General features: G+C 70.7%; 24 protein-coding genes and 1 rRNA gene. 16 read left to right on the top strand and 9 right to left on the bottom strand.

Features of this window, described 5'->3' with window-relative positions:
* Position 1: 1 nt before the first annotated feature.
* The gene (gene fabI / locus G3I54_RS19365; protein ID WP_006123573.1) at positions 2 to 769 is read left to right on the top strand and encodes an enoyl-ACP reductase FabI; all 768 of its coding nucleotides are present in this window, start codon (positions 2 to 4) and stop codon (positions 767 to 769) included.
* Positions 770 to 956: 187 nt separating this feature from the next.
* Positions 957 to 1,328, top strand: coding sequence for a hypothetical protein (locus G3I54_RS19360; protein WP_164616122.1), 372 nt, complete (start codon positions 957 to 959; stop codon positions 1,326 to 1,328).
* Positions 1,329 to 1,346: 18 nt separating this feature from the next.
* Here G3I54_RS19360 and G3I54_RS19355 read toward each other — a convergent pair whose 3' ends face one another.
* Positions 1,347 to 2,021, bottom strand: a complete 675-nt coding sequence (locus tag G3I54_RS19355; RefSeq protein WP_164616121.1) for an FCD domain-containing protein — start codon at positions 2,019 to 2,021, stop codon at positions 1,347 to 1,349.
* 126 nt (positions 2,022 to 2,147) lie between these two features.
* On the opposite strand from G3I54_RS19355, the gene G3I54_RS19350 reads away from it, so the two are divergent.
* The 4 genes from G3I54_RS19350 to G3I54_RS19340 all read left to right on the top strand — a co-directional run bounded on the left by G3I54_RS19350 (position 2,148) and on the right by G3I54_RS19340 (position 4,559).
* Positions 2,148 to 3,452 (top strand): MFS transporter, encoded by a 1,305-nt coding sequence (locus tag G3I54_RS19350; RefSeq protein WP_164616120.1) that lies wholly within the window; start codon positions 2,148 to 2,150, stop codon positions 3,450 to 3,452.
* Positions 3,453 to 3,469: 17 nt separating this feature from the next.
* The gene (locus G3I54_RS40000; RefSeq protein ID WP_007446146.1) at positions 3,470 to 3,586 is read left to right on the top strand and encodes an SGM_5486 family transporter-associated protein; all 117 of its coding nucleotides are present in this window, start codon (positions 3,470 to 3,472) and stop codon (positions 3,584 to 3,586) included.
* Between the two features lie 155 nt (positions 3,587 to 3,741).
* Entirely contained in the window at positions 3,742 to 3,948 is a 207-nt protein-coding gene (locus G3I54_RS19345) for a hypothetical protein (protein WP_164616119.1), read from the top strand.
* Between the two features lie 92 nt (positions 3,949 to 4,040).
* A complete protein-coding gene (locus G3I54_RS19340) occupies positions 4,041 to 4,559 on the top strand; it encodes a histidine phosphatase family protein (RefSeq protein ID WP_164616118.1) in 519 nt (172 codons plus the stop codon).
* 60 nt (positions 4,560 to 4,619) lie between these two features.
* Here the strand turns inward: G3I54_RS19340 and serB are convergent, their stop codons facing one another.
* Entirely contained in the window at positions 4,620 to 5,915 is a 1,296-nt protein-coding gene (gene serB / locus G3I54_RS19335) for a phosphoserine phosphatase SerB (RefSeq protein ID WP_164616117.1), read from the bottom strand.
* A 436-nt stretch (positions 5,916 to 6,351) separates the two neighbouring features.
* Between serB and G3I54_RS19330 the strand changes: the two genes are divergently transcribed.
* On the top strand, positions 6,352 to 8,973 hold the full coding sequence (locus G3I54_RS19330) for an ABC transporter ATP-binding protein/permease (RefSeq protein WP_164616116.1): 2,622 nt from the start codon (positions 6,352 to 6,354) through the stop codon (positions 8,971 to 8,973).
* A gap of 117 nt (positions 8,974 to 9,090) precedes the next feature.
* Here G3I54_RS19330 and G3I54_RS19325 read toward each other — a convergent pair whose 3' ends face one another.
* The 3 genes from G3I54_RS19325 to G3I54_RS19315 form a co-directional block, all read right to left on the bottom strand.
* Complete coding sequence (locus G3I54_RS19325; protein ID WP_164616115.1) at positions 9,091 to 9,867, bottom strand: transglycosylase SLT domain-containing protein; 777 nt, start codon at positions 9,865 to 9,867, stop codon at positions 9,091 to 9,093.
* Positions 9,868 to 10,139: 272 nt separating this feature from the next.
* Positions 10,140 to 11,621 carry an S-adenosylmethionine:tRNA ribosyltransferase-isomerase gene (locus G3I54_RS19320; RefSeq protein WP_343240367.1) on the bottom strand — a complete coding sequence of 494 codons (1,482 nt, stop codon included), beginning with the start codon at positions 11,619 to 11,621 and terminating at the stop codon, positions 10,140 to 10,142.
* A gap of 62 nt (positions 11,622 to 11,683) precedes the next feature.
* Positions 11,684 to 12,409 carry an SDR family oxidoreductase gene (locus G3I54_RS19315; RefSeq protein ID WP_164616114.1) on the bottom strand — a complete coding sequence of 242 codons (726 nt, stop codon included), beginning with the start codon at positions 12,407 to 12,409 and terminating at the stop codon, positions 11,684 to 11,686.
* Positions 12,410 to 12,708: 299 nt separating this feature from the next.
* On the opposite strand from G3I54_RS19315, the gene G3I54_RS19310 reads away from it, so the two are divergent.
* The 3 genes from G3I54_RS19310 (at position 12,709) to G3I54_RS19300 (ending at position 14,898) form a co-directional block, all read left to right on the top strand.
* Positions 12,709 to 13,854 carry a GAF domain-containing sensor histidine kinase gene (locus tag G3I54_RS19310; protein ID WP_164616113.1) on the top strand — a complete coding sequence of 382 codons (1,146 nt, stop codon included), beginning with the start codon at positions 12,709 to 12,711 and terminating at the stop codon, positions 13,852 to 13,854.
* Positions 13,847 to 14,491, top strand: coding sequence for a response regulator transcription factor (locus G3I54_RS19305; protein ID WP_030088560.1), 645 nt, complete (start codon positions 13,847 to 13,849; stop codon positions 14,489 to 14,491). The genes G3I54_RS19310 and G3I54_RS19305 overlap by 8 nt, the downstream gene beginning before the upstream one ends.
* Positions 14,492 to 14,646: 155 nt before the next feature.
* The gene (locus G3I54_RS19300) at positions 14,647 to 14,898 is read left to right on the top strand and encodes a chaplin (RefSeq protein ID WP_164616112.1); all 252 of its coding nucleotides are present in this window, start codon (positions 14,647 to 14,649) and stop codon (positions 14,896 to 14,898) included.
* A gap of 238 nt (positions 14,899 to 15,136) precedes the next feature.
* On the opposite strand, the gene G3I54_RS19295 is transcribed toward G3I54_RS19300, so the two are convergent.
* Positions 15,137 to 15,928: a hypothetical protein gene (locus G3I54_RS19295; RefSeq protein ID WP_164616111.1), complete on the bottom strand. Its 792-nt coding sequence runs from the start codon at positions 15,926 to 15,928 to the stop codon at positions 15,137 to 15,139.
* Positions 15,929 to 16,060: 132 nt separating this feature from the next.
* Between G3I54_RS19295 and G3I54_RS19290 the strand changes: the two genes are divergently transcribed.
* The 4 genes from G3I54_RS19290 (at position 16,061) to G3I54_RS19275 (ending at position 19,468) form a co-directional block, all read left to right on the top strand.
* Positions 16,061 to 16,858: an ABC transporter ATP-binding protein gene (locus G3I54_RS19290; protein WP_137233921.1), complete on the top strand. Its 798-nt coding sequence runs from the start codon at positions 16,061 to 16,063 to the stop codon at positions 16,856 to 16,858.
* A gap of 171 nt (positions 16,859 to 17,029) precedes the next feature.
* The gene (locus tag G3I54_RS19285; protein WP_164616110.1) at positions 17,030 to 17,458 is read left to right on the top strand and encodes an NfeD family protein; all 429 of its coding nucleotides are present in this window, start codon (positions 17,030 to 17,032) and stop codon (positions 17,456 to 17,458) included.
* Positions 17,459 to 17,623: 165 nt separating this feature from the next.
* Entirely contained in the window at positions 17,624 to 18,616 is a 993-nt protein-coding gene (locus G3I54_RS19280) for an SPFH domain-containing protein (protein WP_164616109.1), read from the top strand.
* 78 nt (positions 18,617 to 18,694) lie between these two features.
* Entirely contained in the window at positions 18,695 to 19,468 is a 774-nt protein-coding gene (locus tag G3I54_RS19275; RefSeq protein ID WP_164616108.1) for a sulfite exporter TauE/SafE family protein, read from the top strand.
* A gap of 109 nt (positions 19,469 to 19,577) precedes the next feature.
* Here G3I54_RS19275 and G3I54_RS19270 read toward each other — a convergent pair whose 3' ends face one another.
* The 3 genes from G3I54_RS19270 to G3I54_RS19260 form a co-directional block, all read right to left on the bottom strand.
* Positions 19,578 to 20,087, bottom strand: a complete 510-nt coding sequence (locus G3I54_RS19270) for an HNH endonuclease (protein WP_015607712.1) — start codon at positions 20,085 to 20,087, stop codon at positions 19,578 to 19,580.
* 138 nt (positions 20,088 to 20,225) lie between these two features.
* A complete protein-coding gene (locus tag G3I54_RS19265; protein WP_164616107.1) occupies positions 20,226 to 20,762 on the bottom strand; it encodes a YbhB/YbcL family Raf kinase inhibitor-like protein in 537 nt (178 codons plus the stop codon).
* 65 nt (positions 20,763 to 20,827) lie between these two features.
* Positions 20,828 to 21,610: a sporulation protein gene (locus G3I54_RS19260; RefSeq protein ID WP_164616106.1), complete on the bottom strand. Its 783-nt coding sequence runs from the start codon at positions 21,608 to 21,610 to the stop codon at positions 20,828 to 20,830.
* A gap of 87 nt (positions 21,611 to 21,697) precedes the next feature.
* On the opposite strand from G3I54_RS19260, the gene G3I54_RS19255 reads away from it, so the two are divergent.
* Positions 21,698 to 22,351 (top strand): DNA-3-methyladenine glycosylase, encoded by a 654-nt coding sequence (locus tag G3I54_RS19255; RefSeq protein ID WP_164616105.1) that lies wholly within the window; start codon positions 21,698 to 21,700, stop codon positions 22,349 to 22,351.
* Positions 22,352 to 23,017: 666 nt separating this feature from the next.
* Positions 23,018 to 23,333: ribosomal RNA gene (locus tag G3I54_RS19250) — 16S ribosomal RNA — on the top strand; the annotation flags it as partial.

Genomic DNA, 23,333 nt, shown 5'->3' with positions numbered 1-23,333 from the left:
CATGAGCGGAATTCTCGACGGCAAGCGCATCCTGATCACCGGGGTGCTGATGGAGTCGTCCATCGCGTTCCACGCCGCGAAGGTGGCCCAGGAGCAGGGTGCCGAGGTCATCCTGACGGCCTTCCCCCGCCCCACCCTGACCGAGCGCATCGCCAAGAAGCTGCCGAAGCCGGCCAAGGTCATCGAGCTCGACGTGACCAACCAGGAGCACCTGGACCGGCTGGCGGGCCTGGTCCGCGAGGAGCTCGGCTCGCTCGACGGCGTCGTCCACTCCATCGGCTTCGCGCCGCAGGACGCGCTCGGCGGCAACTTCCTCAACACGCCGTTCGAGTCGGTCGCCACCGCGATGCACGTCTCGGCGTTCTCGCTGAAGTCGCTGGCCATGGCCTGCAAGCCGCTGATGAGCGAGGGCGGCTCGATCGTCGGCCTCACCTTCGACGCCCAGTACGCCTGGCCGCAGTACGACTGGATGGGCCCGGCCAAGGCCGCGCTGGAGGCCACCTCCCGCTACCTCGCCCGTGACCTGGGCAAGGACGGGCTGCGCTGCAACCTGATCTCCGCCGGACCGCTGCGTTCCATGGCCGCCAAGTCCATCCCGGGCTTCGAGGAGCTGGCCGACGTCTGGAACACCCGCGCCCCGCTGGCCTGGGACATGAACGACCCGGAGCCGGCCGGCCGCAGTATCGTCGCTCTGCTCTCCGACTTCTTCCCGCGGACGACGGGCGAGATCATCCACGTCGACAGCGGCGTGCACATGATGGGCGCCTGACCGCGCACCACCCCTGCGAGATGGCCCCCGGCCGCGTACCCCCTTCCGGTTCTCCGGAGGCGGTACGCGGCCGGGGGCCGTTCACAGTCCGTGGCCGCCCGCTGCCGCTCCGGTCGAAAAGTCGGCCGATCCACCGCAGAATGAGGAGGAACCGGACTTCTTGTCAGGCTGCGGGAGGGAGATCGCCGTGCGTCCCACGCGCCGCCGAACCCGTCTCCTGCTGGCCGCCCCGCTGCTCGTCGCCGCCCTCGCCGTACCTCTGGGCGTCCACGCCGCCAGAGGGGCCGACTCCGGTACGGGGGAGGAGCCCCCGAAGCCCGAACCGGCCGGCTCCGAGTGCCGTACGTCCATACAGGGCTCCCGGGTCGTCGCGTACTGCCACAACCCCTACCCCTCCACCGACCTGGTGCGGCTGCACACCGAGTGCGACCGATGGTGGGACGTCGACGCGGACGGCGCGGCGGTCGCGGTGGAGCCCGGCCGGACCGTACGGCTGGAGGACCGCTGCTGGAAAGAGGTCGCCACGGCCTGGGTCAGCCACCGCCCCGCGCCCCTGTGAACGGGCCCGGGGAGAGGGTCAGACCCGGTCCGCCAGGCAGTTCAGCGCATGGCTCGCCGCCTCGGCCGCCGCCGTCTCCGCGTCCCCGGCCCGGATCGCCTCGACCAGCCGGCCGTGGTCCATGTGGTTCTCCGGCCGCAGCTCCGGGCCCACGTCGCCGCGCAGATAGTCGCGCAGCAGATCCCCGAGGTCGGCGTAGAGCTCGGTCAGGACGTCGTTGTGCGAGGCCGCGACCACCGCCAGGTGCAGCGTCGCGTCCGCCGCCACGAACGCCTCCGCGTCGCCCGAGGTCCAGGCCTCCTCCCGGCGCGCCATCAGCGTGTCCAGCTGCCGCAGATCCCGGTCGGTGCGCCGGGCCGCCGCCAGCCGGGCCGCCGACGACTCCAGCGTCGAGCGCAGCTCCGCGATGTGCCGGGGGTCGGCGGCCGCGAACCTGCGGTGCATCACCCCGGCCAGCTCGCTCGTGGCGATCACATAGGTGCCGGAACCCTGCCGGATGTCCAGCAGCCCGTTGTGCGCGAGGGCCCGCACGGCCTCGCGCACGGTGTTACGGGCCACCCCGAGCTGCTCGACCAGCTCGGGCTCGGTCGGAATCCGTGAGCCGACCGGCCACTCGCCCGAGGTGATCTGGTTCCTCAGCTGGGCGATCACCTGGTCGGCGAGTGCCGAACGCCGCGGAGACGTCAGCGCCATGATGCTCCTAGTTCGTGAGCTGGTCGGGTCCGGCCCGGATTCTCTCAGGAAGCCGGGGAGATCAGGGGAGATCGGAGGACGGAACGGATTGGACAATCAATCATCCCATGATTCTATGATGGGTCTATGCCGGACGACGAGACGCAGACCCCGACCCTGAACCGCGGCCCCGCCGCGCGCACCTCCCACGACCCCCGGGCCGAGCGGCTCCCCGGTACGGACGGGGCGCCCGCGCCCTGGCTGCTGCGCCTCATCGCCGTGGGGCTCGTCCTGGCCGCCCTGAACCTCCGCCCCGCCATCACCAGCCTCGGCGCCCTCCTCGAAGAGGTCCGCGAGGGGCTGCACATGAGCGGCAGCGTGGCCGGCGTCCTCACCTCCGTACCGCCGCTCTGCTTCGCCGTCTTCGGCGTCATGGCGCCGCGGCTGGCCCGCCGCTTCGGCGCGGGCGCCGTCGTCTGCGCGGGCATGGCCGCCATCGCGGCCGGCCTGATCATCCGCCCGTACATCGGCTCCACCGCCGGATTCCTGGCCGCCAGCGCGCTGGCCCTGATGGGCATCGCCGTCAGCAACATCCTGATGCCGGTGATCGTCAAGCGCTGGTTCCCCGACCGCGTCGGCACCATGACCGGCCTCTACTCCATGGCCCTGGCCCTCGGCACCGCCCTGGCCGCCGCCGTCACCGTCCCCGTCACCGGGGCGCTGGGCGGCGACTGGCAGACGGGCCTCGCCGTCTGGGCCGTGCTCGCCGCCGTCGCCGTACTGCCCTGGATCGTCCTCGTACGCGACCGCACCCCGGCCCCCGGCCAGCCGGCTCCGGGCGCGGTGGCCGCGAACGCCGCCGAGGCCCCGGCCCTGAAGATCACCCACAGCCGCACCGCCTGGGGCCTCGCCTGCTTCTTCGGGCTCCAGGCCACCGCCGCGTACATCACCATGGGCTGGATGCCGCAGATCTTCCGCGACGCCGGGGTCTCCGCCGGCACGGCCGGAGTCCTGCTCGCGGTCACCATGGCGATGGGCGTCCCGCTCGCCTTCGTCATCCCCCGGGTCGCCTCCCGGCTCAAGCAGCAGGGCCCCATCGTCGTCGTCCTCGGCCTCTGCGGCCTGATCGGCTACGGCGGCCTCTACCTCGCCCCCGCCGCCGGAGCCTGGGCCTGGGCCGTGCTCCTCGGCGTGGCCAACTGCGCCTTCCCGCTCGCCCTCACCATGATCGGCATGCGGGCCCGGTCCGGCGCGGGCGTGGTCCGGCTCTCCGCCTTCGCCCAGTCCACCGGCTATCTGCTCTCGATCCCCGGCCCGCTGCTCGTCGGCGTGCTCTACCAGCACAGCGGCGGCTGGGGGCTGCCGATCGCCCTGATGGCGGGCCTGATGATTCCCCAGATGGTGGCCGGGATCCTCGCGGGCCGGGACCGGACGATCGAGGACGAATGCTGAGATGCGACACTGACGTCATGCCAGTGCTCGATCCGAATCCCCAGAACGGCCAGAAGAAGCTTCTCCTCGTGTTCGGGGCGATGCTCCTCATCACCGTCGTCATCGGTGTGATCGCCACGATCGCCTCACCCTGACGCCCGAGGACCCGGTGGACCCCGCAGGGGTGGTGCTGGCCCCACCTTCCCCTAGGGGGCCAGGGTCAGGGTGAAGTGGGTGGATCACCGGATGGGGCCGGCCGCCTCCGGTCCGTAGGTTCTTCGGTAACGACCGATGACCCACGGAGGCGGACATGCCGGCACCGACGCACACCAGGTCCCACCGACCGGCCGCGGAGGGTGTCGAGATCCGGCTGCCCTGGTGGGCCGTCGCCCTGCCCGCCGTCGCGTTCGCCGCCCTGCTGCTGATGATCCTCAGCCCCGGACAGGCCCAGGCCGCCACCGGCGACCCCGCGCTCGGACAGCTGATCGAGCGCACCCTCCAGCTGCTGTCTCGCTGAGGCGAAGCCGCCCCGGACCAGCCCGCCAACTCCCCGGACGAGCACGTCAACACCCTGCGCCCGAGGCCGCGTTTCATGCGAAGCTGAGGTGTATGAGCGTCGAGACACCTCGCAGGATCGTCCTTCTCCGGCATGCCAAGGCGGAATGGTCACAGGCTTCCGACCATGAGCGCCCGCTGGCCGAGCGCGGCCGAAAGGACGCGCCCGTGGCCGGCCGCAGGCTCGCAGATTCCGGCATCGATTTCGATCTGGCCCTCTGCTCCAGCGCCGCCAGGACACGGGAGACCTGGAAGCTGGCGGTCCATGAATTCGCCCAGCGACCCCGGACCGTCTACGAGGAGAGGCTGTACGAGGCCTCCCTCGGCGAACTGATCGCCCTGTTCAACGAGACCCCGGACGAGGTGCGCAACCTCCTGGTCATCGGCCACAACCCCGGGATGCACGGGGCCGCCGACGCCCTCTCCGGCTCGGCCGAGGGCGACACCCTGGCCCGGATGACCCGGGACGGCTTCCCCACGGCCGCGTACGCCGTGGTGGAGTTCCCCGGCTCCTGGAAGAGCGTGGAGCACGGGGCCGGCAAGCTCGTCGAGTACTGGACGCCGAACGACTGATCACGCACAGGGCCCCGGCGCCACTGCGGTGCCGGGGCCCTGTCCTTCGCTCGGACGGATTCAGTCGACGAGACCGTCCGCCGCCTCGACCTCTTCGCGGGTGATGCCGAGCAGATAGAGCACGGTGTCCAGGAACGGCACGTTCACCGCGGTGTGCGCCGCCTCGCGGACCATCGGCTTGGCGTTGAACGCGACGCCGAGCCCGGCGGTGTTCAGCATGTCGAGGTCGTTCGCCCCGTCGCCGATCGCCACCGTCTGGGCCAGCGGCACCCCCGCCTGCTCGGCGAAGCTCCGCAGCAGCCGCGCCTTGCCCGCCCGGTCCACCACCTCGCCGACGACCCGGCCGGTGAACTTCCCGTCCACCACCTCCAGGGTGTTGGCCGAGGCGAAGTCGAGGCCGAGCCGCTCCTTGAGGTCGTCCGTGACCTGGGTGAAGCCGCCGGAGACGACGCCGACCTGGTAGCCGAGCCGCTTCAGCGTACGGATCAGGGTGCGGGCGCCGGGGGTGAGCCGTACCTCGGCGCGGACCTTGTCCACCACCGAGGCGTCCAGACCGGCCAGCAGCGCGACCCGGGCGTGCAGCGACTGCTCGAAGTCCAGCTCGCCGCGCATCGCCTGCTCGGTCACCTCGGCGACCTTGTCCTCGCAGCCCGCGTGCGCCGCGAAGAGCTCGATGACCTCGTCCTGGATCAGCGTCGAGTCGACGTCCATGACCACCAGCCGCTGGGCCCGCCGGCTCAGCCCGGCCGAGACCACCGCGACGTCCACGCCGATCTCCGCGGCCTCGGTCGCCAGCGCGGTCCGCAGCTCCTCGGTCCCGGTCCCCGACACCGCGAACTCGACGGCGGTGACCGGGTACTTCGCCAGCCGGAAGACCCGGTCGATGTTTCCGCCGGTCGAGGTGATGGTGGCCGCTATGGCGGCGGTGGACTCCGCGGTGAGCGGGTGCCCCAGCACCGTCACATGCGAACGGCCGTCACCGCGAGGGCGGTTGTCGCCGATGCCGGAGATGATCTCGGCCTGCAGCTTCAGGGAGTCGGCCCAGCTGTGCACGGTCGCCCGCAGATCGCCCTCGGTGCTTCCGCCCGCGGTGGGAGCGGTGACCAGGGCGCACAGCACGATGCGGCCCCGGGTGACGACCTGCTCGATGTCCACGACGTCGACCGCGTACGCGGCGAGGGTGTCGAAGAGGCCGGCGGTGATGCCCGGACGGTCCTTGCCGAAGATCTTGACGAGAAGGGTGGGTGCGTCGCCGCCCGGAGGGGGCGCGTCGACGATCCCTTCGACCCGACGGGGCTCAGGGGGCTCAGAGGGCTCAGGAGACGAGAGGGGCTGAGGTGGCTGAGATGCGCTCATGGTGCTCCCACCGTATCGGTCCCGCGACCTCCTCCGGTCGCCCGTCCCGAGTGCCGGACGGAATCGCCCGGGCACCGCTCCCGGCGCTGCCGCCGACCCCGGGCGGCGGTTCCGGTCCTGGTTCCGGCCCGGCCCCGGTCCCGGCCACGCGAGGAGACGCGGATCTGGCCGGTACGGGTCTTGCGCACGGCCGCGTCGGCTGTCCTGTATCACCCGCTATGAAGTCGCTGAACATTCTCTGGGCGGTAACCAGGTCTTCATCCGGACTTCGGCCGTTCCGCTCATGTTTCACCCCCCGGTATCGGGGTGTTCGCGCACGTCTCCGCGCGGTCTTCACCCGCCCGACTTTCCGATCGGGGACTGGTCCTGGAATAGTTCCCCACGATGTTCAGCATCCCTAGACTCCCTGCGACGGGGGTAACACGGGGGACAACTAGTGGGGCGCGGAGTGCCGGAACTCGTACTGGAATTGAATGGCAGCACCTGGACGCTCGATCCGTCCAGGTCGTACACCCTTGGACGTGATCCGCAGGGCGACCTCGCGATCGACGACGCGAGAGTCTCGTGGCGGCATGCCACGATCAGCTGGAGCGGCCGCAGTTGGTTCATCGAGGACCACGGCAGCACCAACGGCACCTATGTGCAGGGCCGGCGGATCCAGCAGGTGGAGATCGGCCCCGGCTCGGTGCTGCACCTGGGCAACGCCACCGACGGGCCCCGGGTGAGCCTCAGCGCGGGCGCGGGCGCAGCTGTCGCCGGCGGCCAGGCGGCCGGAGCCCAGCAGGCTCCCGTGCAGCAGCCCCACCAGCAGCCCCAGGGCGGCGGCGCGGGCTGGCACGGACAGCAGGCGCCCGCGCACCAGGCCCCGGCTCAGCACCAGGCTCCGGCCCCGCAGCAGGCCTGGCAGCAGCCTCAGGCGCCCCAGCAGCAGGCCCCGCACCAGCAGCCTCAGCAGCCTCCGCGTCAGCAGGTGCCGCACCAGCAGGGCCCCGGGCAGCCGGGCGGACCGGGACAAGGCGGTGCCGCGGGGGCGCCGCCGGTCTACGGCGACCGCAGCCCGACCACGTTCCACCAGCTGGCCCTCGGCCGGGTCATGCGTATCGGTCGTGCGCTGGAGAACGAGCTGGTCGTCTCCGACCTCCAGGTCTCCCGCAACCACGCCGAGTTCCACGCGACGCCCGACGGCCGCTTCGAGATCCGCGACCTCGGCTCGCACAACGGCACGTACGTCAACGGCCAGCCGCTCCACAAGTCCGGCTCCGCGCTCATCGGCCCGAACGACATCGTCGGCGTCGGTCACTCGACGTTCCGGCTGGTCGGCGACCGGCTGGAAGAGTTCGTCGACACCGGTGAGGTCTCCTTCTCCGCCCGCCACCTCACGGTGACGGTCGACGGCGGGAAGCAGATCCTCAAGGACGTCTCCTTCGGCGTCCCGGAGAAGTCGCTGATCGCGGTCATCGGCCCGTCCGGTTCCGGAAAGTCCACCCTGCTCAAGGCGCTCACCGGCTACCGGCCCGCCAACCAGGGTGACGTCCTCTACGACAACCGAAACCTGTACAAGCAGTTCGCCGAGCTGCGCCAGCGCATCGGTCTGGTCCCGCAGGACGACATCCTGCACAAGGAACTGACCGTCACCAAGGCCCTCAAGTACGCGGCCAAGCTCCGCTTCCCCGCGGACACCACCGAGGCCGAGCGCCAGTCCCGGATCACCGAGGTCCTCGCCGAGCTCAAGCTCGACATCCACAAGGACAAGAAGATCACCTCGCTCTCCGGCGGTCAGCGCAAGCGCGTCTCGGTCGCCCTGGAGCTGCTCACCAAGCCCTCGCTGATCTTCCTGGACGAGCCGACCTCCGGCCTCGACCCGGGCATGGACCGCGATGTCATGCAGCTGCTGCGCGGCCTCGCCGACGACGGCCGCACGGTGCTCGTGGTCACGCACTCGGTCGCCGAGCTGGCGATCTGCGACAAGCTCCTCGTGATGGCGCCCGGCGGTTCCGTCGCCTACTTCGGTCCGCCGGAGGAAGCGCTGAACTTCTTCGGCTACACCAGCTGGGCCGACGTCTTCTCCGCCTTCGAGAACTACCGCGACTACGACTGGGCGGGCCGCTGGCGCGGTTCGCAGCACTACCAGATGTACGCCGCCGACATCGACGCGGTCGCGGCCCAGCCGGTCAACATGCCGCCCCCGCAGCAGATGCGCCCGCCGAAGCCGCAGGGCTGGATGGCGCAGCTGTGGACGCTGATCCGGAGGTACTCCTCCGTCATCGCGTCCGACAAGGGCTTCATGGGCCTGATGCTGATCCTGCCCGCCGTGCTGGGTGTGGTCAGCGTGGTCATCCCGGCGGAGTTCGGGCTGGCCGCACCGACGCCGCCGTCCCAGTTCAACGGCAAGGCCGGGACGATCATGCTGATCCTCGCGGTCGGCATGTGCTTCTCCGGCGCCGCCAACTCCGTACGAGAGCTGATCAAGGAACGGGTCATCTACGAACGGGAGCGGGCCACCGGCCTCTCCCGCTCCGCGTACCTGATGTCCAAGGTGATCGTCCTCGGCGTGATCACCGCCTTCCAGGGCGTGATCATCTGCGGCATCGGCTTCGCCACCCGCGAGCTGCCGACGGAGGGCCTGATCATGCCCCCGGCCGTCGAGATCTGCCTCTCGATCATCGCGCTGGGCTTCACCTCGATGATGTTCGGCCTGGTCATCTCCTCGCTGGTGAAGACCGCCGAGAAGACCATGCCGCTGCTGGTCATGTTCGCGATCATCCAGGTCGTCTTCACCGGCGTGCTCTTCCAGGTGTACGGATCGCCCGGCCTGGAGCAGTTCGCCTGGCTGATGCCGTCCCGCTGGGCGATGGCCGCGGCCGGCACCACGCTGGACCTGGCGCACCTGATGCCGCCGTGGGACCCGAAGAACCCCACCGACCTCGACCCGCTGTGGGAGCACACCGCGGGCCAGTGGGGCGTCAACATCACCGTCCTGCTCGCGCTCGGCGTGATCTGCGGCATCGCGGTCGCGCGACTGCTGCGGCGCCATGAGCCAGAGGTCATGCGCAAGTAGGACCGTTCCGCCGCGACCGTACGGCGCGGTACCGGTACGACGCCGAGGCCGGCACCCCGCGGGGTGCCGGCCTCCGGCATGTGTACGGCTGGGCTCAGCGGCTCAGCGGCTCAGCGCTCAGTACGCGCTGTTCACGTTGTCCATGGAGCCGTAGCGGTCGGCCGCGTAGTTGCAGGCGGCGACGATGTTGGCGACCGGGTCGTACAGGTCCTTCTTGGTGCCCGCCACGTGGTAGCGGTCGAAGGTGGGCTGGATCACCTGGAGCAGGCCCTTGGAGGGGATGCCGTTCCGGGCGTTGATGTCCCAGTTGTTGATGGCCCAGCGGTTACCGCTGGACTCGCGGATGATGTTGCGGTGGATCCCCTCGTAGGAGCCGGGGATGCCTTCCTTCTTCATGATCGACATGGCCTCGCGGATCCAACCGTCCAGGTTGTTCGCGTAGACGGGCTTGCGCGCGGTGGAGCGGTTGGCCTTCTCGGTCGCGCGCTTCTTCGCGTCCGCCTTGGCCTTGGCGGCCTTCTCGGCCTTGTCCTTGGCGTCGGCGGCGGCCTTGGCCTTGGCCTCGGACGCGGCCTTCGCCTTGGCGGCCTTGGCCTTGGTCTCGGCGGCGGCCTTCGCCTTGGCGGCGTCGGCGGCCTTCACCAGCTTCTCGGCGGTGGAGTGCTGCTCGATCATGCTGTTCTGCACGGTCTTGGCCTGGGCGGATCCCGCGGCGTTGGTGAAGGCCACCGGCGCGGCGGCCGCCGCGGCCTGCGGGGCGATCTCGGCCTCGGCGTTCGACGGGACGAGCGAGAAGGTCAGGGCGGCGACGCCAAGGGCCGACACACCGGCCACAGTGATCTTCTGGACCTTGTTCAGACGACGGACACGGCTGGGAATGCGAGTCGCAGACATGTAGGGCTACCTCTTCGAATGCTCAGGTGTCCTCACGGAGGACGAGACCGGAGGCGGTGATGCGTACCTCCGTCGGGGACGAGAGCAATTCTTAGCGGCAGCAAAATCCTGTGGCAAAGGTGTGACGTACGAAGCCAGGTAGTGGAAGAGGGTCCTGTTCGTCCGAAATGACCCCCGCTCACGCCTGCTCAAATCACCCTTATAGGCCCACTAGGTACGTTCGTAAGTGATGTAGGCCCTATGCCTGGGCTCACATCGGCGACGTAACAGTCTCACCATTCGTTGCTGGAGCAATCCGGAGCGTTACGTTCCTCATCCGGCAGGACGAGGTGGACGTCCCCGAACTCGTGCCAGAGGTACCGCTCCAGGAGCGCCGCCTCGTACCCGAGGCGCAGCGCCTCGCGCCCCGCCACCGCCTCCAGCATCAGCAGATGCGAGGCCCGGGGCTCGTGCAGCCCGGTCAGCAGCCCGTCCACCACCCGCACGCCCCGCCGCGGCGTGACCACCAGATCCGTCCACCCCGCCACCGGCCGCACCACCCCGTCCGGCCCGGCCGCCGACTCCAGCGCCCGCACGGCCGTCGTCCCCACCGCGATCACCCGCCCGCCCTCCGCACGGTCGCCGCCGCGCGCCGCCCGTACCGCGTTCACCAGCCACGCCGTCGCCGCCGGCACCGAGAACCGCTCCGGGTACGGCGGCTCGTGCGCCTCCGCCGAGGCCACCCCCGTATGCAGGGACAGCGGAGCGAACAGCACCCCCCGGCGCACGAGCTCCGCCACCAGCGCGGCGGTGAAGGGCCGCGCGGCGCTCGGCATCTCCGCCGAACCGCTGCCGTCCGGCGAGGGCGCCGCGAACACCGTCTGATAGGCGGACAGCGGCTGATCCCGCTCCGTGTATCCGTACCGGATCGGCCGCCCGTACCGCCGCAACAACTCCGGCACGGAGTCCGGCACGAAATCCGGGACCGACCCCGCCACCGGCCCCTGCGCGGATCTCGCCGACTCCGGCGCCGGCTCCCGCACCGAGGCCGCCTCCGCCTCCGCCTCCTGCATCGGATCCCGCTCCGGCACCGACTCCGGCCTCGGCGCTGACCGCGGCACCGGCCGCGGCATCGGCTCCGCCACCCGCGCCCACCACAGCCGGGCCCCCGACGCCGGCCCCAGCGGCTCCTCTACGACCAGGGCCCGCCCGCCCGGCAGCCGCACCACCGCGCCCGCCGGACCACCGGGCCGCGGCCCGGTGACCCCCGCCGCGCCCGGAGCCCGCAGCTCCACCGCCCACCGCCCGTCCGCACCCCGCGTCGAGAAGTGCACGACGACCCGCTCCCCGCCGACCCGCCCGTTCACCGCGGCGGGCAACGTCATGGACGTGTTCACCACCAGCACGTCCCCGGCCCGCAGCTCCCCGGGCAGCTCCCGGAACGCGTGATGCGAGACCGCCCGCCCCCGCGACACGAGCAGCCGTACGTCGTCGCGCCCCGCGCCCCGCTGCTCGGCGGGTACCCGAGCCGACAGGACATCCGGCACCCGCAAGTCCTCCAGCCCTCCGGGACCGCCACCCCCGCCCCGCCGACGCACGGCCTCACCACTGCGCCCGTCGCCCGCTCCCGCCGAGCCGGGCCCCGTCCCGGGGGTGCCCGAGGCGGCTGCCCGCGCACCACCGGGAAGGGGCGGGCCGGCCGTCCCGCGGCCGGCGTCCACCTGGCCTGCTCCGGCCCGGCCCGGACCGTGGACACCGGTGCGGTCCTCGTAGATCCGCGCTCCGTCCATCCGCACCCCGTCCATCCGCGCTCCGCCCGGGCGGGGCCCCGGCGCGGTCATCGCGGGCCCCCGCCCGGGCCCGTCGGTTCCTCCAGCAGGGCCGGGGCGGCGAACCGTCCGCTGGCCGGCCGCTCCCGCACCAGCCGGAGGAACGCCGGCGCCACGCTCTCCGGCGACGGCCGTGGCTCGTCCGCCTCCTCCGGGACCGCCGCGGCGAACAGGTCCGTCGCCATGTCACCCGGGTCGACGGCCCACACCCGCAGCCCCGGCTCCTCCTCGCCCAGCACCGCCGCCAGCTGGTCCAGCGCCGCCTTCGACGCCCCGTAACCGCCCCACGTCGGGTACGGCTCCGCCGCCGCGTCCGAGCTGATCACCACCACCGCCCCCGCCGCCGAGGCCCGCAGCGACGGCAACGCCTCCTGTACGAGACCGAGCGCCGCCACCACATTCGTCTCCAGCGCCCGGCGCAGCCCCTCCAGCGGCAGCACGTCCAGCCGGACCAGCGGTTCCGCGCCCAGGACGCTCGCGTTGCTCACCAACAGGTCGAGACCGCCCAGCGCCCCGGCGGCCGCCACCAGATCCGCCCGGTGCGCCGCGTCCGTGACATCACCCGGCACCGCCACCACCCGCGTCCCGTACCGCCCGCGCAGCTCCCGCGCCGTGTCCTCCAGCACCCCGGCGGTCCGGGCGTCCAGCACCAGGTCCCACCCCTGCCCGGCCAGCGCCCCCGCCAGCGCGCGCCCCAGCCCCTTCGAACCACCCGTGATCATCGCGACCGGCATGATGACCGTCCCCTTCGTACCCTCGGCGTCCACCGGGAGACCCCGGTGCCCCCAACGTAGGAAGCCCGCACCGCACCGCGCCTCGCCCGCGAGCCGCACCTGTACCCGGCACTTCGACGTAGGTCCCTGGGCCGGTCGTCACACAGCTGTCCGCCGGGCGACGACGGCCGGGTGGCGACCGGCCCCAGGGACCTACGACCTCCGACCGAGAGGCCCGCCGGCCGGACCTAGGCCCCCGCCGGCCCGACACCGCCCCCGGCCCGATACGGCCGCGCGATCCCCGCCGGTACGGTGATCCCATGAGTCATCGCCCACCGTCGGGCCTCGCCGCGGTGAGTGCCGCGCTGCTCGCCATGAGCCGGCACCTCGAAGTGGGCGACGTCCTGAAGACGATCGTCGCCTCCGCCCGCGAGCTGCTCGACGCCCAGTACGCGGCCCTCGGCGTCCCGGACGACCACGGCGGCTTCGCCCAGTTCGTGGTCGACGGGGTCAGCGACGAACAGTGGAAGGCCATCGGCCCTCTGCCCCGCCAGCACGGCATCCTCGCCGCGATGCTGCACCAGGCGAAGCCCGAACGCCTCGCCGACGTCCGCCAGGACCCCCGCTTCGAGGGCTGGCCCGACGCCCACCCCGACATGTCCGACTTCCTCGGCCTGCCCATCACGGACGGCGACGAGATCATCGGAGCGCTGTTCCTCGCCAACAAGATGTGCCCCAAGCCCGAGGGCGGCTGCGGCTTCACCGCCGAGGACGAGGAACTGCTCCAGATCCTCGCCCAGCACGCCGCCATCGCCCTCACCAACGCCCGCCTCTACGAGCGCAGCCGCGAGCTGACCATCGCCGAGGAGCGCTCCCGCCTGGCCCACGAGCTGCACGACGCGGTCAGCCAGAAGCTGTTCTCGCTCCGCCTCACCGCCCAGGCCGCCACCGCCCTCGTCGACCGCGACCCCGCCCGCGCCAAGGGCGAACTCCAGCAGGTCGCCGTCCTCGCCGCCGAGGCGGTCGACGAGCTGCGGGCCGCCGTGGTGGAACTGCGCCCCGCGGCACTGGACGAGGACGGGCTCATCGCCACCCTCCGCACGCAGATCCAGGTCCTGGACCGGGCGCACACCGCCGAGGTCGCCTTCGAGAGCTGCGGAGTGCGCGCACTGCCCGCCGCTCAGGAGGAAGCGCTGCTCCGGGTCGCCCAGGAGGCCCTGCACAACGCGCTGCGCCACTCCGGTGCGGAGCGGGTGAGCGTCACCCTGGCCCGGCGCGGCACCGCCACCGTCCTGCGCGTCACCGACGACGGTGTCGGGTTCGACCCCACCGCCGTCCGGCGGGCGGGCCGTCACCTCGGCCTCGTCTCCATGCGCCACCGGGCGAGCAGCGTCGGCGGCCGACTCACCGTTGCCTCGGAGCCCGGCAAGGGCGCCACGATCGAGATGGAGGTCCCCGGTGGCTGACAAGATCATCAGGGTGCTGCTGGTCGACGACCATCAGGTGGTCCGCCGCGGACTGCGTACGTTCCTGGAGATCCAGGAGGACATAGAGGTCGTCGGCGAGGCGTCCGACGGCGCGGAGGGCGTGGCCCGGACCGAGGAGCTCCGCCCCGACGTCGTGCTGATGGACATCAAGATGCCCGGCACCGACGGCATCGAGGCCCTGCGCCGCCTCAGGGAGCTCGACAACCCCGCGAAGGTCCTCATCGTCACCAGCTTCACCGAACAGCGCACGGTGGTACCCGCCCTGCGCGCCGGAGCCTCCGGTTACGTCTACAAGGACGTCGACCCGGACGCCCTGGCCGGGGCCATCCGCTCGGTCCACGCCGGCCATGTCCTGCTCCAGCCGGAGGTCGCCGGGGCACTCCTCGCTCAGGACGACGCGGGCACCGGCACGGGCCGGGGGAGCACGCTCACCGAACGGGAACGCGAAGTGCTCGGCCTCATCGCGGACGGCCGTTCGAACCGCGAGATCGCCCGCGCTCTCGTCCTCTCGGAGAAGACGGTCAAGACGCACGTCTCGAACATCCTGATGAAGCTCGACCTGTCCGACCGGACCCAGGCCGCGCTCTGGGCGGTACGCCACGGAGCGGCGGGCTGACGTCGGAACGGGCCGCACCACGGCGGGTTCCCGTCCGGACCGAGATTCATACTGTCGGGTGTATGTCACCCGTACGGCGCATCCTTCCGGGGCGCACGGCGTTCTCCAGAGCGTGCTGCGGCGGCTCGCCGCAGCCTCTCTAGGAGGATCCTGAAGTGAAGAACCTGAAGAAGGCCGCCGCCGTCACCATGATCGCGGGCGGGCTCATCGCCGCCGGTGCCGGAGCCGCCTCCGCCACCGGCCACAGCGGCGCCGGCGCCGAGGGCCTGGCCACCCACTCCCCGGGCGTCGCCAGCGGCAACCTCGTGCAGGTTCCCGTCGCCATCCCGGTGAACGTGGTCGGCAACACGGTCAACGTGGTGGGCCTGCTCAACCCGGCCTTCGGCAACCTCGGCCTCAACCACTGACCCCAGCCCCACCCGAAAGCCGGACGGCGCCTCCCTCCCCCAAGGCCCCGCCCGGCTTTCGCCGTACCTCTCGCCCCCTAAGCCCGCCCGGCACGCCACTCCAGCCCGCCCGGCACCCCACTAAGCCCGTCCGGCGTTTGAGGACGGAACCCTCGCGCAGGGAACCCTGAGCGCAACGAGCCCCGCCCAGACGCACCCCCCAGCCCGTCCGGCGCTTGAGGACAAAAGGCCCGCGGCCCTAGCGCCGAACCTCCCCGCCCTCCACATACGCGTTGTACGCCGCCACCAACGCCCGCCGAGCCACCCGCTCCACCGGCCGCAACGCCTCCCCCCGCGCCGCGATCTCCGACGCGCTCACCGCACCGCCGTGCCCGTTCTCGTACGCCACCGAGACCAGCAGCCCCACCCGCTGCGCCATCTCCAGCACCCGCACCGCCCGCGGCGGATACCCGGGCGCCAGCACCTCCCGCCCCCGACCCCGCTCCGCCCGCGCCCGGTACGCGTCCACCGCCGCCTCCGCCACCGGACCGGACCCGGCCACGTCCAGCCGCGACAGCACCGCCGTCGCATCCCGCAACGCCTCCGCCAGCTCACGCTCCGCCTCGCCCAGCGACGGCACATCCGCGGGCGGCGCCTCCCGTACCGGCAGCACCCGCCACACCACCTCGATGTGCAGATCCTCCTCCGGCCCCACTTCGCTCACCTCGGGCACCAGCCCGTACGGCACCCCGTACGCGACCACCGCCTCCTCCGCCTCCAGCGCCCGCGCATTGAAATCGGGCGGACCGCTCAGCCCCAGCGGATGCCCCGGCACCGGCAGCGCCACCCGGAACCCGGTCGCTCCGAGCCTCCTCAGCCGGCCGAGCGCCAGCGTGAGCCCGACCGGCCCCGCCTCACCCGGCAGCCCCTCGACGCGGTGCACCGCGTCCTGTCCGACAATCGCGAGGGCCGCCTCGTCCGGCGAGACGAGTCCCGCCAGAAGCGCGTTTCCCCAAGCGGCCAACAACCCTGAACGTGGTTCGACAAGCATGCCGACAGCCTAGGCAACGTCCGGGAACGGCCCTCACGCCTGAAGCACTCGCGCGGTGGCGTAGGTTTTCCTTGGGAGCCGTGCCCACCGGCACGCGAAGATCGACGAGACTGCTTGGGGAGACAACGCGCCATGAGCGATGTGTTGGAGCTGGTGGACGTATCCGTGGTCCGCGACGGACGCGCTCTGGTGGACGATGTCTCCTGGTCGGTCAAGGAGGGGGAGCGCTGGGTCATCCTGGGCCCCAACGGCGCCGGCAAGACGACCCTCCTCAACCTCGCCTCCAGCTACCTCTTCCCCAGCAAGGGAACGGCCACGATCCTCGGTGAGCAGCTCGGCGGCGTCGGCACCGACGTCTTCGAGCTCCGCCCCCGGATCGGCATGGCCGGCGTGGCGATGGCCGACAAGCTGCCCAAGCGCCAGACGGTGCTGCAGACGGTCCTCACCGCCGCGTACGGCATGACCGCCACCTGGCACGAGAACTACGAGGCCGTCGACGAGGAGCGCGCCCGCGCCTTCCTCGACCGCCTCGGCATGACCGAGTACCTGGACCGCAAGTTCGGCACGCTCTCCGAAGGGGAGCGCAAGCGCACGCTCATCGCCCGCGCCATGATGACCGACCCCGAACTGCTGCTCCTGGACGAGCCCGCCGCCGGACTCGACCTCGGCGGGCGCGAGGACCTCGTCCGCCGCCTCGGCCGCCTCGCCCGCGACCCGTTCGCCCCCTCCATGATCATGGTCACCCACCATGTCGAGGAGATCGCGCCCGGGTTCACCCACGTCCTGATGATCCGCCAGGGCAAGATCCTCGCAGCCGGACCCATGGAGACCGAGCTCAGCTCCCGCAACCTCTCCCTCTGCTTCGGCCTGCCGCTCATCGTCGAGCACACCGGCGACCGCTACACCGCGCACGGCCTGCCGCTGTCCTGACGTCCCGGCCCGACCACCGGGACCGACACAGCGCACCGCGGCAGAGCACCGCCACCGCGCACCGCAACAGAGCGCCGCGACAGGCCGTCGCCCCCGATCCGCAAGCCGTTCACCGCAGTTGGCCACCCGTGCGCCCTGTCGGTGACGCACCGACGGTCCTACGATGACCATGTGGACATCGACGCATGGGTGTGGTGGCTGATCGGCGCGGTGGGACTGGGCATTCCCCTCGTCCTGACCGCGATGCCCGAGTTCGGAATGTTCGCCGTCGGGGCGGTGGCCGCATCGGCCGTCGCCGCTCTCGGCGGCGGAATCGTCGCCCAGGTGCTGGTCTTCGTCGTGGTCTCGGTCGCGCTGATCGCCGTCGTGCGCCCGATCGCCGCCAGACACCGGGCCGGACAGACCGGGCACGCCAGCGGCATCGACGCTCTGAAGGGGCGTCAGGCGGTGGTGCTGGAACGGGTATCGGCCGCCGGCGGCCGTATCAAGCTCGCCGGTGAGGTCTGGTCGGCCCGTTCGCTCGACGCCGACCAGGTCTTCGAGCCCGGCAGCCAGGTCGATGTCGTGGACATCGACGGAGCGACGGCCGTCGTCATGTGACCGAAGCGCGCACGAGGCGGGCCGCGGTCTGCCAGACTCGAAGTCGATCATGTCGATCATCGTGGGAACCCGGCCCGGCGCACAACTCGCCGACCACCGGCCGCACATGAGGACCGACCCCGATCACCGCGATCCACCGGCCAACCGAAGGGCACGAGAGACACGATGCAACCGATCATCATCGTTCTGATCATTCTGGTGGTGCTCGTCTTCATCGCCCTGATCAAGACGATTCAGGTCATCCCGCAGGCCAGCGCCGCCATCGTGGAGCGCTTCGGCCGCTACACCCGCACCCTGAACGCGGGCCTGAACATCGTCGTCCCGTTCATCGACTCGATCCGCAACCGGATCGACCTCCGTGAACAGGTGGTGCCCTTCCCGCCGCAGCCGGTGATCACCCAGGACAACCTGGTCGTCAACATCGACACCGTCATCTACTACCAGGTGACCGACGCCCGCGCCGCGACCTACGAAGTCGCCAGCTACATCCAGGCGATCGAGCAGCTCACCGTCACCACCCTCCGCAACATCATCGGCGGCATGGACCTGGAGCGGACCCTCACCTCCCGTGAGGAGATCAACGCGGCCCTGCGCGGAGTCCTCGACGAGGCGACCGGCAAGTGGGGCATCCGCGTCAACCGCGTCGAGCTCAAGGCGATCGAGCCGCCGACCTCCATCCAGGACTCGATGGAGAAGCAGATGCGCGCCGACCGCGACAAGCGCGCCGCGATCCTCACCGCCGAGGGCATCCGGCAGTCCCAGATCCTCACCGCCGAGGGCGAGAAGCAGTCCGCGATCCTGCGCGCCGAGGGTGAGGCCAAGGCCGCCGCCCTGCGCGCCGAGGGCGAAGCCCAGGCCGTCCGCACGGTCTTCGAGGCCATCCACGCCGGAGACCCGGACCAGAAGCTCCTCTCGTACCAGTACCTCCAGATGCTCCCGAAGATCGCCGAGGGCGACGCCAACAAGCTCTGGATCGTGCCCAGCGAGATCGGCGACGCCCTCAAGGGCCTCAGCGGAGCCTTCGGGAACCTCGGCGGCGGCATGCCCGGCTTCAACACCGGCGGCAACGGCGGCAATGGAGGGAACGGCGGCAACGGCGGCAACGGCCACATCCCCGCGCCCGCGGTGGAACGACGCGAGGAACCCCCCGTCTCCTGACCCCGGAACCCCTTCGTGCATGATCAGTGAGGCCCCTCGACCTTCATGGCGGGGAGGCGTCACTGACCACCGAAGGAGATGGCGTTGTCCATCTGGGAAATACTCGCCGTCTTCGCGGCCGGAGTCGGAGCGGGCACGATCAACACGATCGTCGGCTCCGGCACCCTGATCACCTTCCCCGTCCTGCTCGCCACCGGCCTCCCGCCGGTCACCGCGACCGTGTCCAACGCCCTGGGCCTCATCCCGGGCTCCATCAGCGGAGCCATCGGCTACCGCAAGGAACTGGCCGGCCAGCGCCGCCGCATCATCAGACTGAGCATCGGAGCCGCCATCGGCGGCCTCACCGGAGCCACCCTCCTGCTCGCGCTGCCCTCCACGGCCTTCGAGACGATCGTCCCGGTCCTGGTCGCCCTGGCACTCGTCCTGGTGATCCTGCAACCACGCATCAGCAAAGCCGTCCAGCGCCGCCGTGAACACACCGGCACCCCGCCCCGCGCCGACGGCGGCCCGCTCCTCTTCGTCGGCCTGATGCTCGCCAGCGTCTACGGCGGCTACTTCACCGCCGCCCAGGGGATCATCTACCTCTCCCTGATGGGCATGCTGCTCGACGACACGATGCAGCGCCTCAACGCCGTCAAGAACGTCCTGGCCGCCGTGGTCAACACCATCGCCGCGCTGTTCTTCCTCTTCGTCGCCCACTTCGACTGGACGGCCGTCGTCCTCATCGCGATCGGCTCGGCCATCGGCGGCCAGATAGGCGCCAAGGTCGGCCGCCGCCTCAGCCCCACCGTCCTGCGCGCCCTCATCGTGGCCGTCGGCACGGTGGCCATCGTCCAGCTGCTGCTCCGCTGACACACGTGGGCCCGCCCCCTCACAGGGACGGGCCCACGCATACATCACCAGGCGTACGCCGACTACGTCACGGCTCCCGGCGGCCGCATCGCACGACCGCCGCCACGCCCTACGCCGCCGCCGCCCGGTCCAGCCACTCGGGCAGCGCCGATCGGTCGCCGGCCCCCATCGCCAGCAGCATCGCCTCGGCGGGGGAGGGGACGAACGGCTGCTTCAGCAGCGGCATCCCCGCCTGCTCCGGCGTCCGGGCGGCCTTGCGGTGGTTGTCCTCGGCGCAGGAGGCCACCGTGTTCAGCCAGGTGTCCTGCCCGCCCTGGGCACGCGGCACCACGTGGTCGACGGTGGACGCCCGCCGCCCGCAGTACGCGCACCGGTGCTGGTCCCGTATCAGCACACCCCTTCTGGACCACGGCGCCTGTCTTCGGAACGGCACCCGTACGTACCGGCAGAGCCTGATCACCCGGGGCACCGGAATGTCCACGGCGGCACCACGCATACGGAGCTCGGGATGCGACTGCTCGACGACGGCCTTGTCCGTCAGGATCAGGACCACCGCACGGTTGAGCGTCACTGTCGACAGCGGCTCGAAGCTCGCGTTGAGAACCAGCGTGTCACGCATCCTGCCCACCTCCCGTGTGCCGCCCGCCCCCTGGCAGGCCCGGATCAACTCTGGCTGGGCAGACCGCGATGGACAACGCAATAAAAAATGCCCTGCTCTGATCTCTCCAAGACCAGAGCAGGGCAAACAGCAAACGAACTAATCGCCGACGGGAGCCTCGTACTCACCGATCAGCTGCGCACGCCCCAGCGTGTGGAACCGGAGGTTGAACCCGACCACCGCGGGCGAGGAGTCACTGTCGATACCGAGCTTCTCGGTGTCCACCGCGTACACGGTGAACACATACCGGTGGTTCTCCCCGGCCGGCGGCGCCGCACCGCCGAACTCCTTGGAGCCGTAGTCGTTACGGGCCTGGACGGCCCCCTCGGGCAGCCCCGCGAACTCACCGCTGCCCGCACCGGCCGGAAGCTCCGTCACCGAGACCGGGACGTCGAAGAGCACCCAGTGCCAGAACCCACTGCCCGTCGGGGCGTCCGGGTCGAAACACGTCACGGCGAAGCTCTTGGTCCCCTCGGGGAAGCCCTCCCACCGCAGCTGCGGCGAAGTGTTCCCGGCCGCAAGCACCTGGGCGTCGCCCAGCACCGCCCCCGGCGCGAGATCGTCGCTCACCACGGTGAACGCCGGAACCTCCGGATGGAAGTCGTGCGGCAGCGGGGCCCTCTTCGGCTCGGTCACGTCTCGCACCTCTCCTGATCGGTTCGTCTGCCTTCCCACCCGACTCTAGGGGGCGGTGCCACCCGCTAGAGCCAGTTGCGCTGCCCGCCGACCTGGGCGAGCCACTGGTTGAGGTACGCCGCCCAGTCGGTCTGCTGGTAGTCGTGCAGCCCCACCTTGAAAGCGCGGTAGGAGTCGCTGCCCTCACTGAAGAGCCCCGGCTTCTTGTCCATCTCCAGGATGACGTCCATCTCGCGGTCGTCGGCGACGAACGTCAGCTCCACCTGGTTCAGCCCGCGGTACTGCGTCGGCGGGATGAACTCGATCTCCTGGTAGAACGGCAGCCGCTGGCGCGTACCGCGGATGTGACCGCGCTCCATGTCCGCGCTGCGGAAGCCGAAGCCCAGCTGGCCGAAGGCGTTGAGGATGGCCTCCTGCGCGGGCAGCGGGTGCACGTTGATCGGGTCCAGGTCACCGGAGTCCAGCGCGCGGGCGATCTCCAGCTCGGTGGTCACCCCGATGTTCATCCCGCGCAGCTGCCGGCCGCCGAACATCGTGATCGGCGTCTCCCACGGGATCTCCAGGCCGAACGGCACCACGTGCACCGCGCCCGCCTGCACCTCGAACGCGCCACCGAGGTTCAGCTTGGTGAACTCGATGTCCTGCTTGGTCTCCTGGTCACCGCTCTCGACCTCGACCCGCGCCTGGAGCCCGACGTTGAGCCCCTCGATCTGCTGGGCGACCGAACCGCCCTGGATCCGCACCTCACCCTGGACGACCCCACCGGGGACGACGTTCACCTCGGTGAGCTCGGTCTCCACCGAGGCACCGCCGGCACCCATGCTCGCGAGCAGCCGCTTGAAGCCCATAGTCACTCCTTCTTGGTCCTGACCCCTACATACGCGCCACGACGGTAGCCGGTTCCCGTCCGGGCGATCCCAGTACCCTCGGGCGCCATGACCAACCGCCCGGACCGCACCCCACTGACACGCGACTTCTTCGATCGCTCCGTCCTGGAAGTCGCCCCCGACCTCCTGGGCCGCACGCTCGTCCGACGCAGCGAGGAAGGCACGATCGAGCTGCGCCTGACCGAGGTGGAGGCGTACGCGGGCGAGGTCGACCCGGGCTCGCACGCCTTCCGGGGCCGTACCGCCCGCAACGACGTGATGTTCGGTCCGCCCGGTCACACGTACGTCTATTTCACGTACGGGATGTGGCACTGCCTCAACCTGGTCTGCGGCCCGGAAGGCCGTGCGAGCGGGGTCCTGCTCCGGGCCGGCGAGATCGAGGTCGGCGCCGGCCTGGCCCGCGACCGACGCGTCTCGGCCCGAAACGACAAGGAACTGGCCAAAGGCCCGGCCCGCCTCGCCACCGCCCTCGACGTCGACCGCGACCTCAACGGCAGCGATCTCTTCGACGGCCCCACCCCGGCCCTGTCCGTACTCCACGGCACCCCGCCACCCCGTGACCTCGTACGCAGCGGCCCCCGCACCGGGGTGGGCGGCGACGGGGCCCACCAGCCGTGGCGCTTCTGGATCGAGGGGGACCCCACCGTCAGCCCGTACCGCGCCCACGCACCGCGCCGCCGGCCGAGCCGCAAGGCAACTTGACGCACCTTCGGCGGACGCCTAATGTAGTCCGAGCCGCTTGACACGGGTACAGCTGTCGGCACGGTCCATCGGATCGGACCGAGCCACCCGAAGCGGCCAAACCACTACCTACGACTCACCCTGGCGGGTGTGAATTCGGCGCGCCCGTAATTCGCCCCAATGGCTCGATTATGAGCTGCCAAGAGAATCGGCTAACGTAGTGAACACGCCGAAAGGCAAGGCCACTCCACAGGCCACCGGAAATCGAATTCGGACCGGAAACGGAACGAAAAAGAGTCTGGTAAAGTTGGAACCGCCGGAAAGGGAAAACGCGAAAGCGAAGAGCCTGGAAAGCGAAAACTGCTTGACCCGCTTCGGCCGGAAATCGGACACGAAAGAGTCTGATAGAGTCGGAAACGCAAGAACGAAGGGAAGCGCCCGGAGGGCCCCGGTGAAACGGGACCGAAGGAAGCGTCCGTTCCTTGAGAACTCAACAGCGTGCCAAAAGTCAACGCCAGATATGTTGATACCCCGGCCTGCTTCGGCAGGTTGGTGGTTCCTTTGAAAGTCCCACGGTCGCCATGTGCGACGGTGGGCAATAACACAGCGAGGACGCTGTGAACAACGGGTCTTATTCCGACCGGTTGTTCCGCTCTCGTGATGTGTGCACCCGATTACGGGTAAACATTCACGGAGAGTTTGATCCTGGCTCAGGACGAACGCTGGCGGCGTGCTTAACACATGCAAGTCGAACGATGAAACCGCTTCGGTGGTGGATTAGTGGCGAACGGGTGAGTAACACGTGGGCAATCTGCCCTTCACTCTGGGACAAGCCCTGGAAACGGGGTCTAATACCGGATAACACTCTGTCCCGCATGGGACGGGGTTAAAAGCTCCGGCGGTGAAGGATGAGCCCGCGGCCTATCAGCTTGTTGGTGGGGTAATGGCCTACCAAGGCGACGACGGGTAGCCGGCCTGAGAGGGCGACCGGCCACACTGGGAC

This window comes from Streptomyces sp. SID14515 (assembly GCF_010548505.1).
GTDB lineage: Bacteria > Actinomycetota > Actinomycetes > Streptomycetales > Streptomycetaceae > Streptomyces > Streptomyces caviscabies.
Note: the sequence above shows the minus strand (reverse complement) of the source record. Positions and strands in the feature narration are given on the sequence as shown.

Excerpts from the sequence above, each read along its gene's own strand:
- fabI (WP_006123573.1), top strand. The coding sequence starts at position 2 with ATGAGCGGAATTCTCGACGGCAAGCGCATCCTGATCACCGGGGTGCTG.
- G3I54_RS19355 (WP_164616121.1), bottom strand. The coding sequence starts at position 2,021 with ATGGCGCTGACGTCTCCGCGGCGTTCGGCACTCGCCGACCAGGTGATC.
- G3I54_RS19350 (WP_164616120.1), top strand. The coding sequence starts at position 2,148 with ATGCCGGACGACGAGACGCAGACCCCGACCCTGAACCGCGGCCCCGCC.
- G3I54_RS40000 (WP_007446146.1), top strand. The coding sequence starts at position 3,470 with ATGCCAGTGCTCGATCCGAATCCCCAGAACGGCCAGAAGAAGCTTCTC.
- G3I54_RS19345 (WP_164616119.1), top strand. The coding sequence starts at position 3,742 with ATGCCGGCACCGACGCACACCAGGTCCCACCGACCGGCCGCGGAGGGT.
- G3I54_RS19340 (WP_164616118.1), top strand. The coding sequence starts at position 4,041 with ATGAGCGTCGAGACACCTCGCAGGATCGTCCTTCTCCGGCATGCCAAG.
- serB (WP_164616117.1), bottom strand. The coding sequence starts at position 5,915 with ATGAGCGCATCTCAGCCACCTCAGCCCCTCTCGTCTCCTGAGCCCTCT.
- G3I54_RS19325 (WP_164616115.1), bottom strand. The coding sequence starts at position 9,867 with ATGTCTGCGACTCGCATTCCCAGCCGTGTCCGTCGTCTGAACAAGGTC.
- G3I54_RS19315 (WP_164616114.1), bottom strand. The coding sequence starts at position 12,409 with ATGCCGGTCGCGATGATCACGGGTGGTTCGAAGGGGCTGGGGCGCGCG.
- G3I54_RS19310 (WP_164616113.1), top strand. The coding sequence starts at position 12,709 with ATGAGTCATCGCCCACCGTCGGGCCTCGCCGCGGTGAGTGCCGCGCTG.
- G3I54_RS19295 (WP_164616111.1), bottom strand. The coding sequence starts at position 15,928 with ATGCTTGTCGAACCACGTTCAGGGTTGTTGGCCGCTTGGGGAAACGCG.
- G3I54_RS19290 (WP_137233921.1), top strand. The coding sequence starts at position 16,061 with ATGAGCGATGTGTTGGAGCTGGTGGACGTATCCGTGGTCCGCGACGGA.
- G3I54_RS19280 (WP_164616109.1), top strand. The coding sequence starts at position 17,624 with ATGCAACCGATCATCATCGTTCTGATCATTCTGGTGGTGCTCGTCTTC.
- G3I54_RS19275 (WP_164616108.1), top strand. The coding sequence starts at position 18,695 with ATGGCGTTGTCCATCTGGGAAATACTCGCCGTCTTCGCGGCCGGAGTC.
- G3I54_RS19270 (WP_015607712.1), bottom strand. The coding sequence starts at position 20,087 with ATGCGTGACACGCTGGTTCTCAACGCGAGCTTCGAGCCGCTGTCGACA.
- G3I54_RS19260 (WP_164616106.1), bottom strand. The coding sequence starts at position 21,610 with ATGGGCTTCAAGCGGCTGCTCGCGAGCATGGGTGCCGGCGGTGCCTCG.
- G3I54_RS19255 (WP_164616105.1), top strand. The coding sequence starts at position 21,698 with ATGACCAACCGCCCGGACCGCACCCCACTGACACGCGACTTCTTCGAT.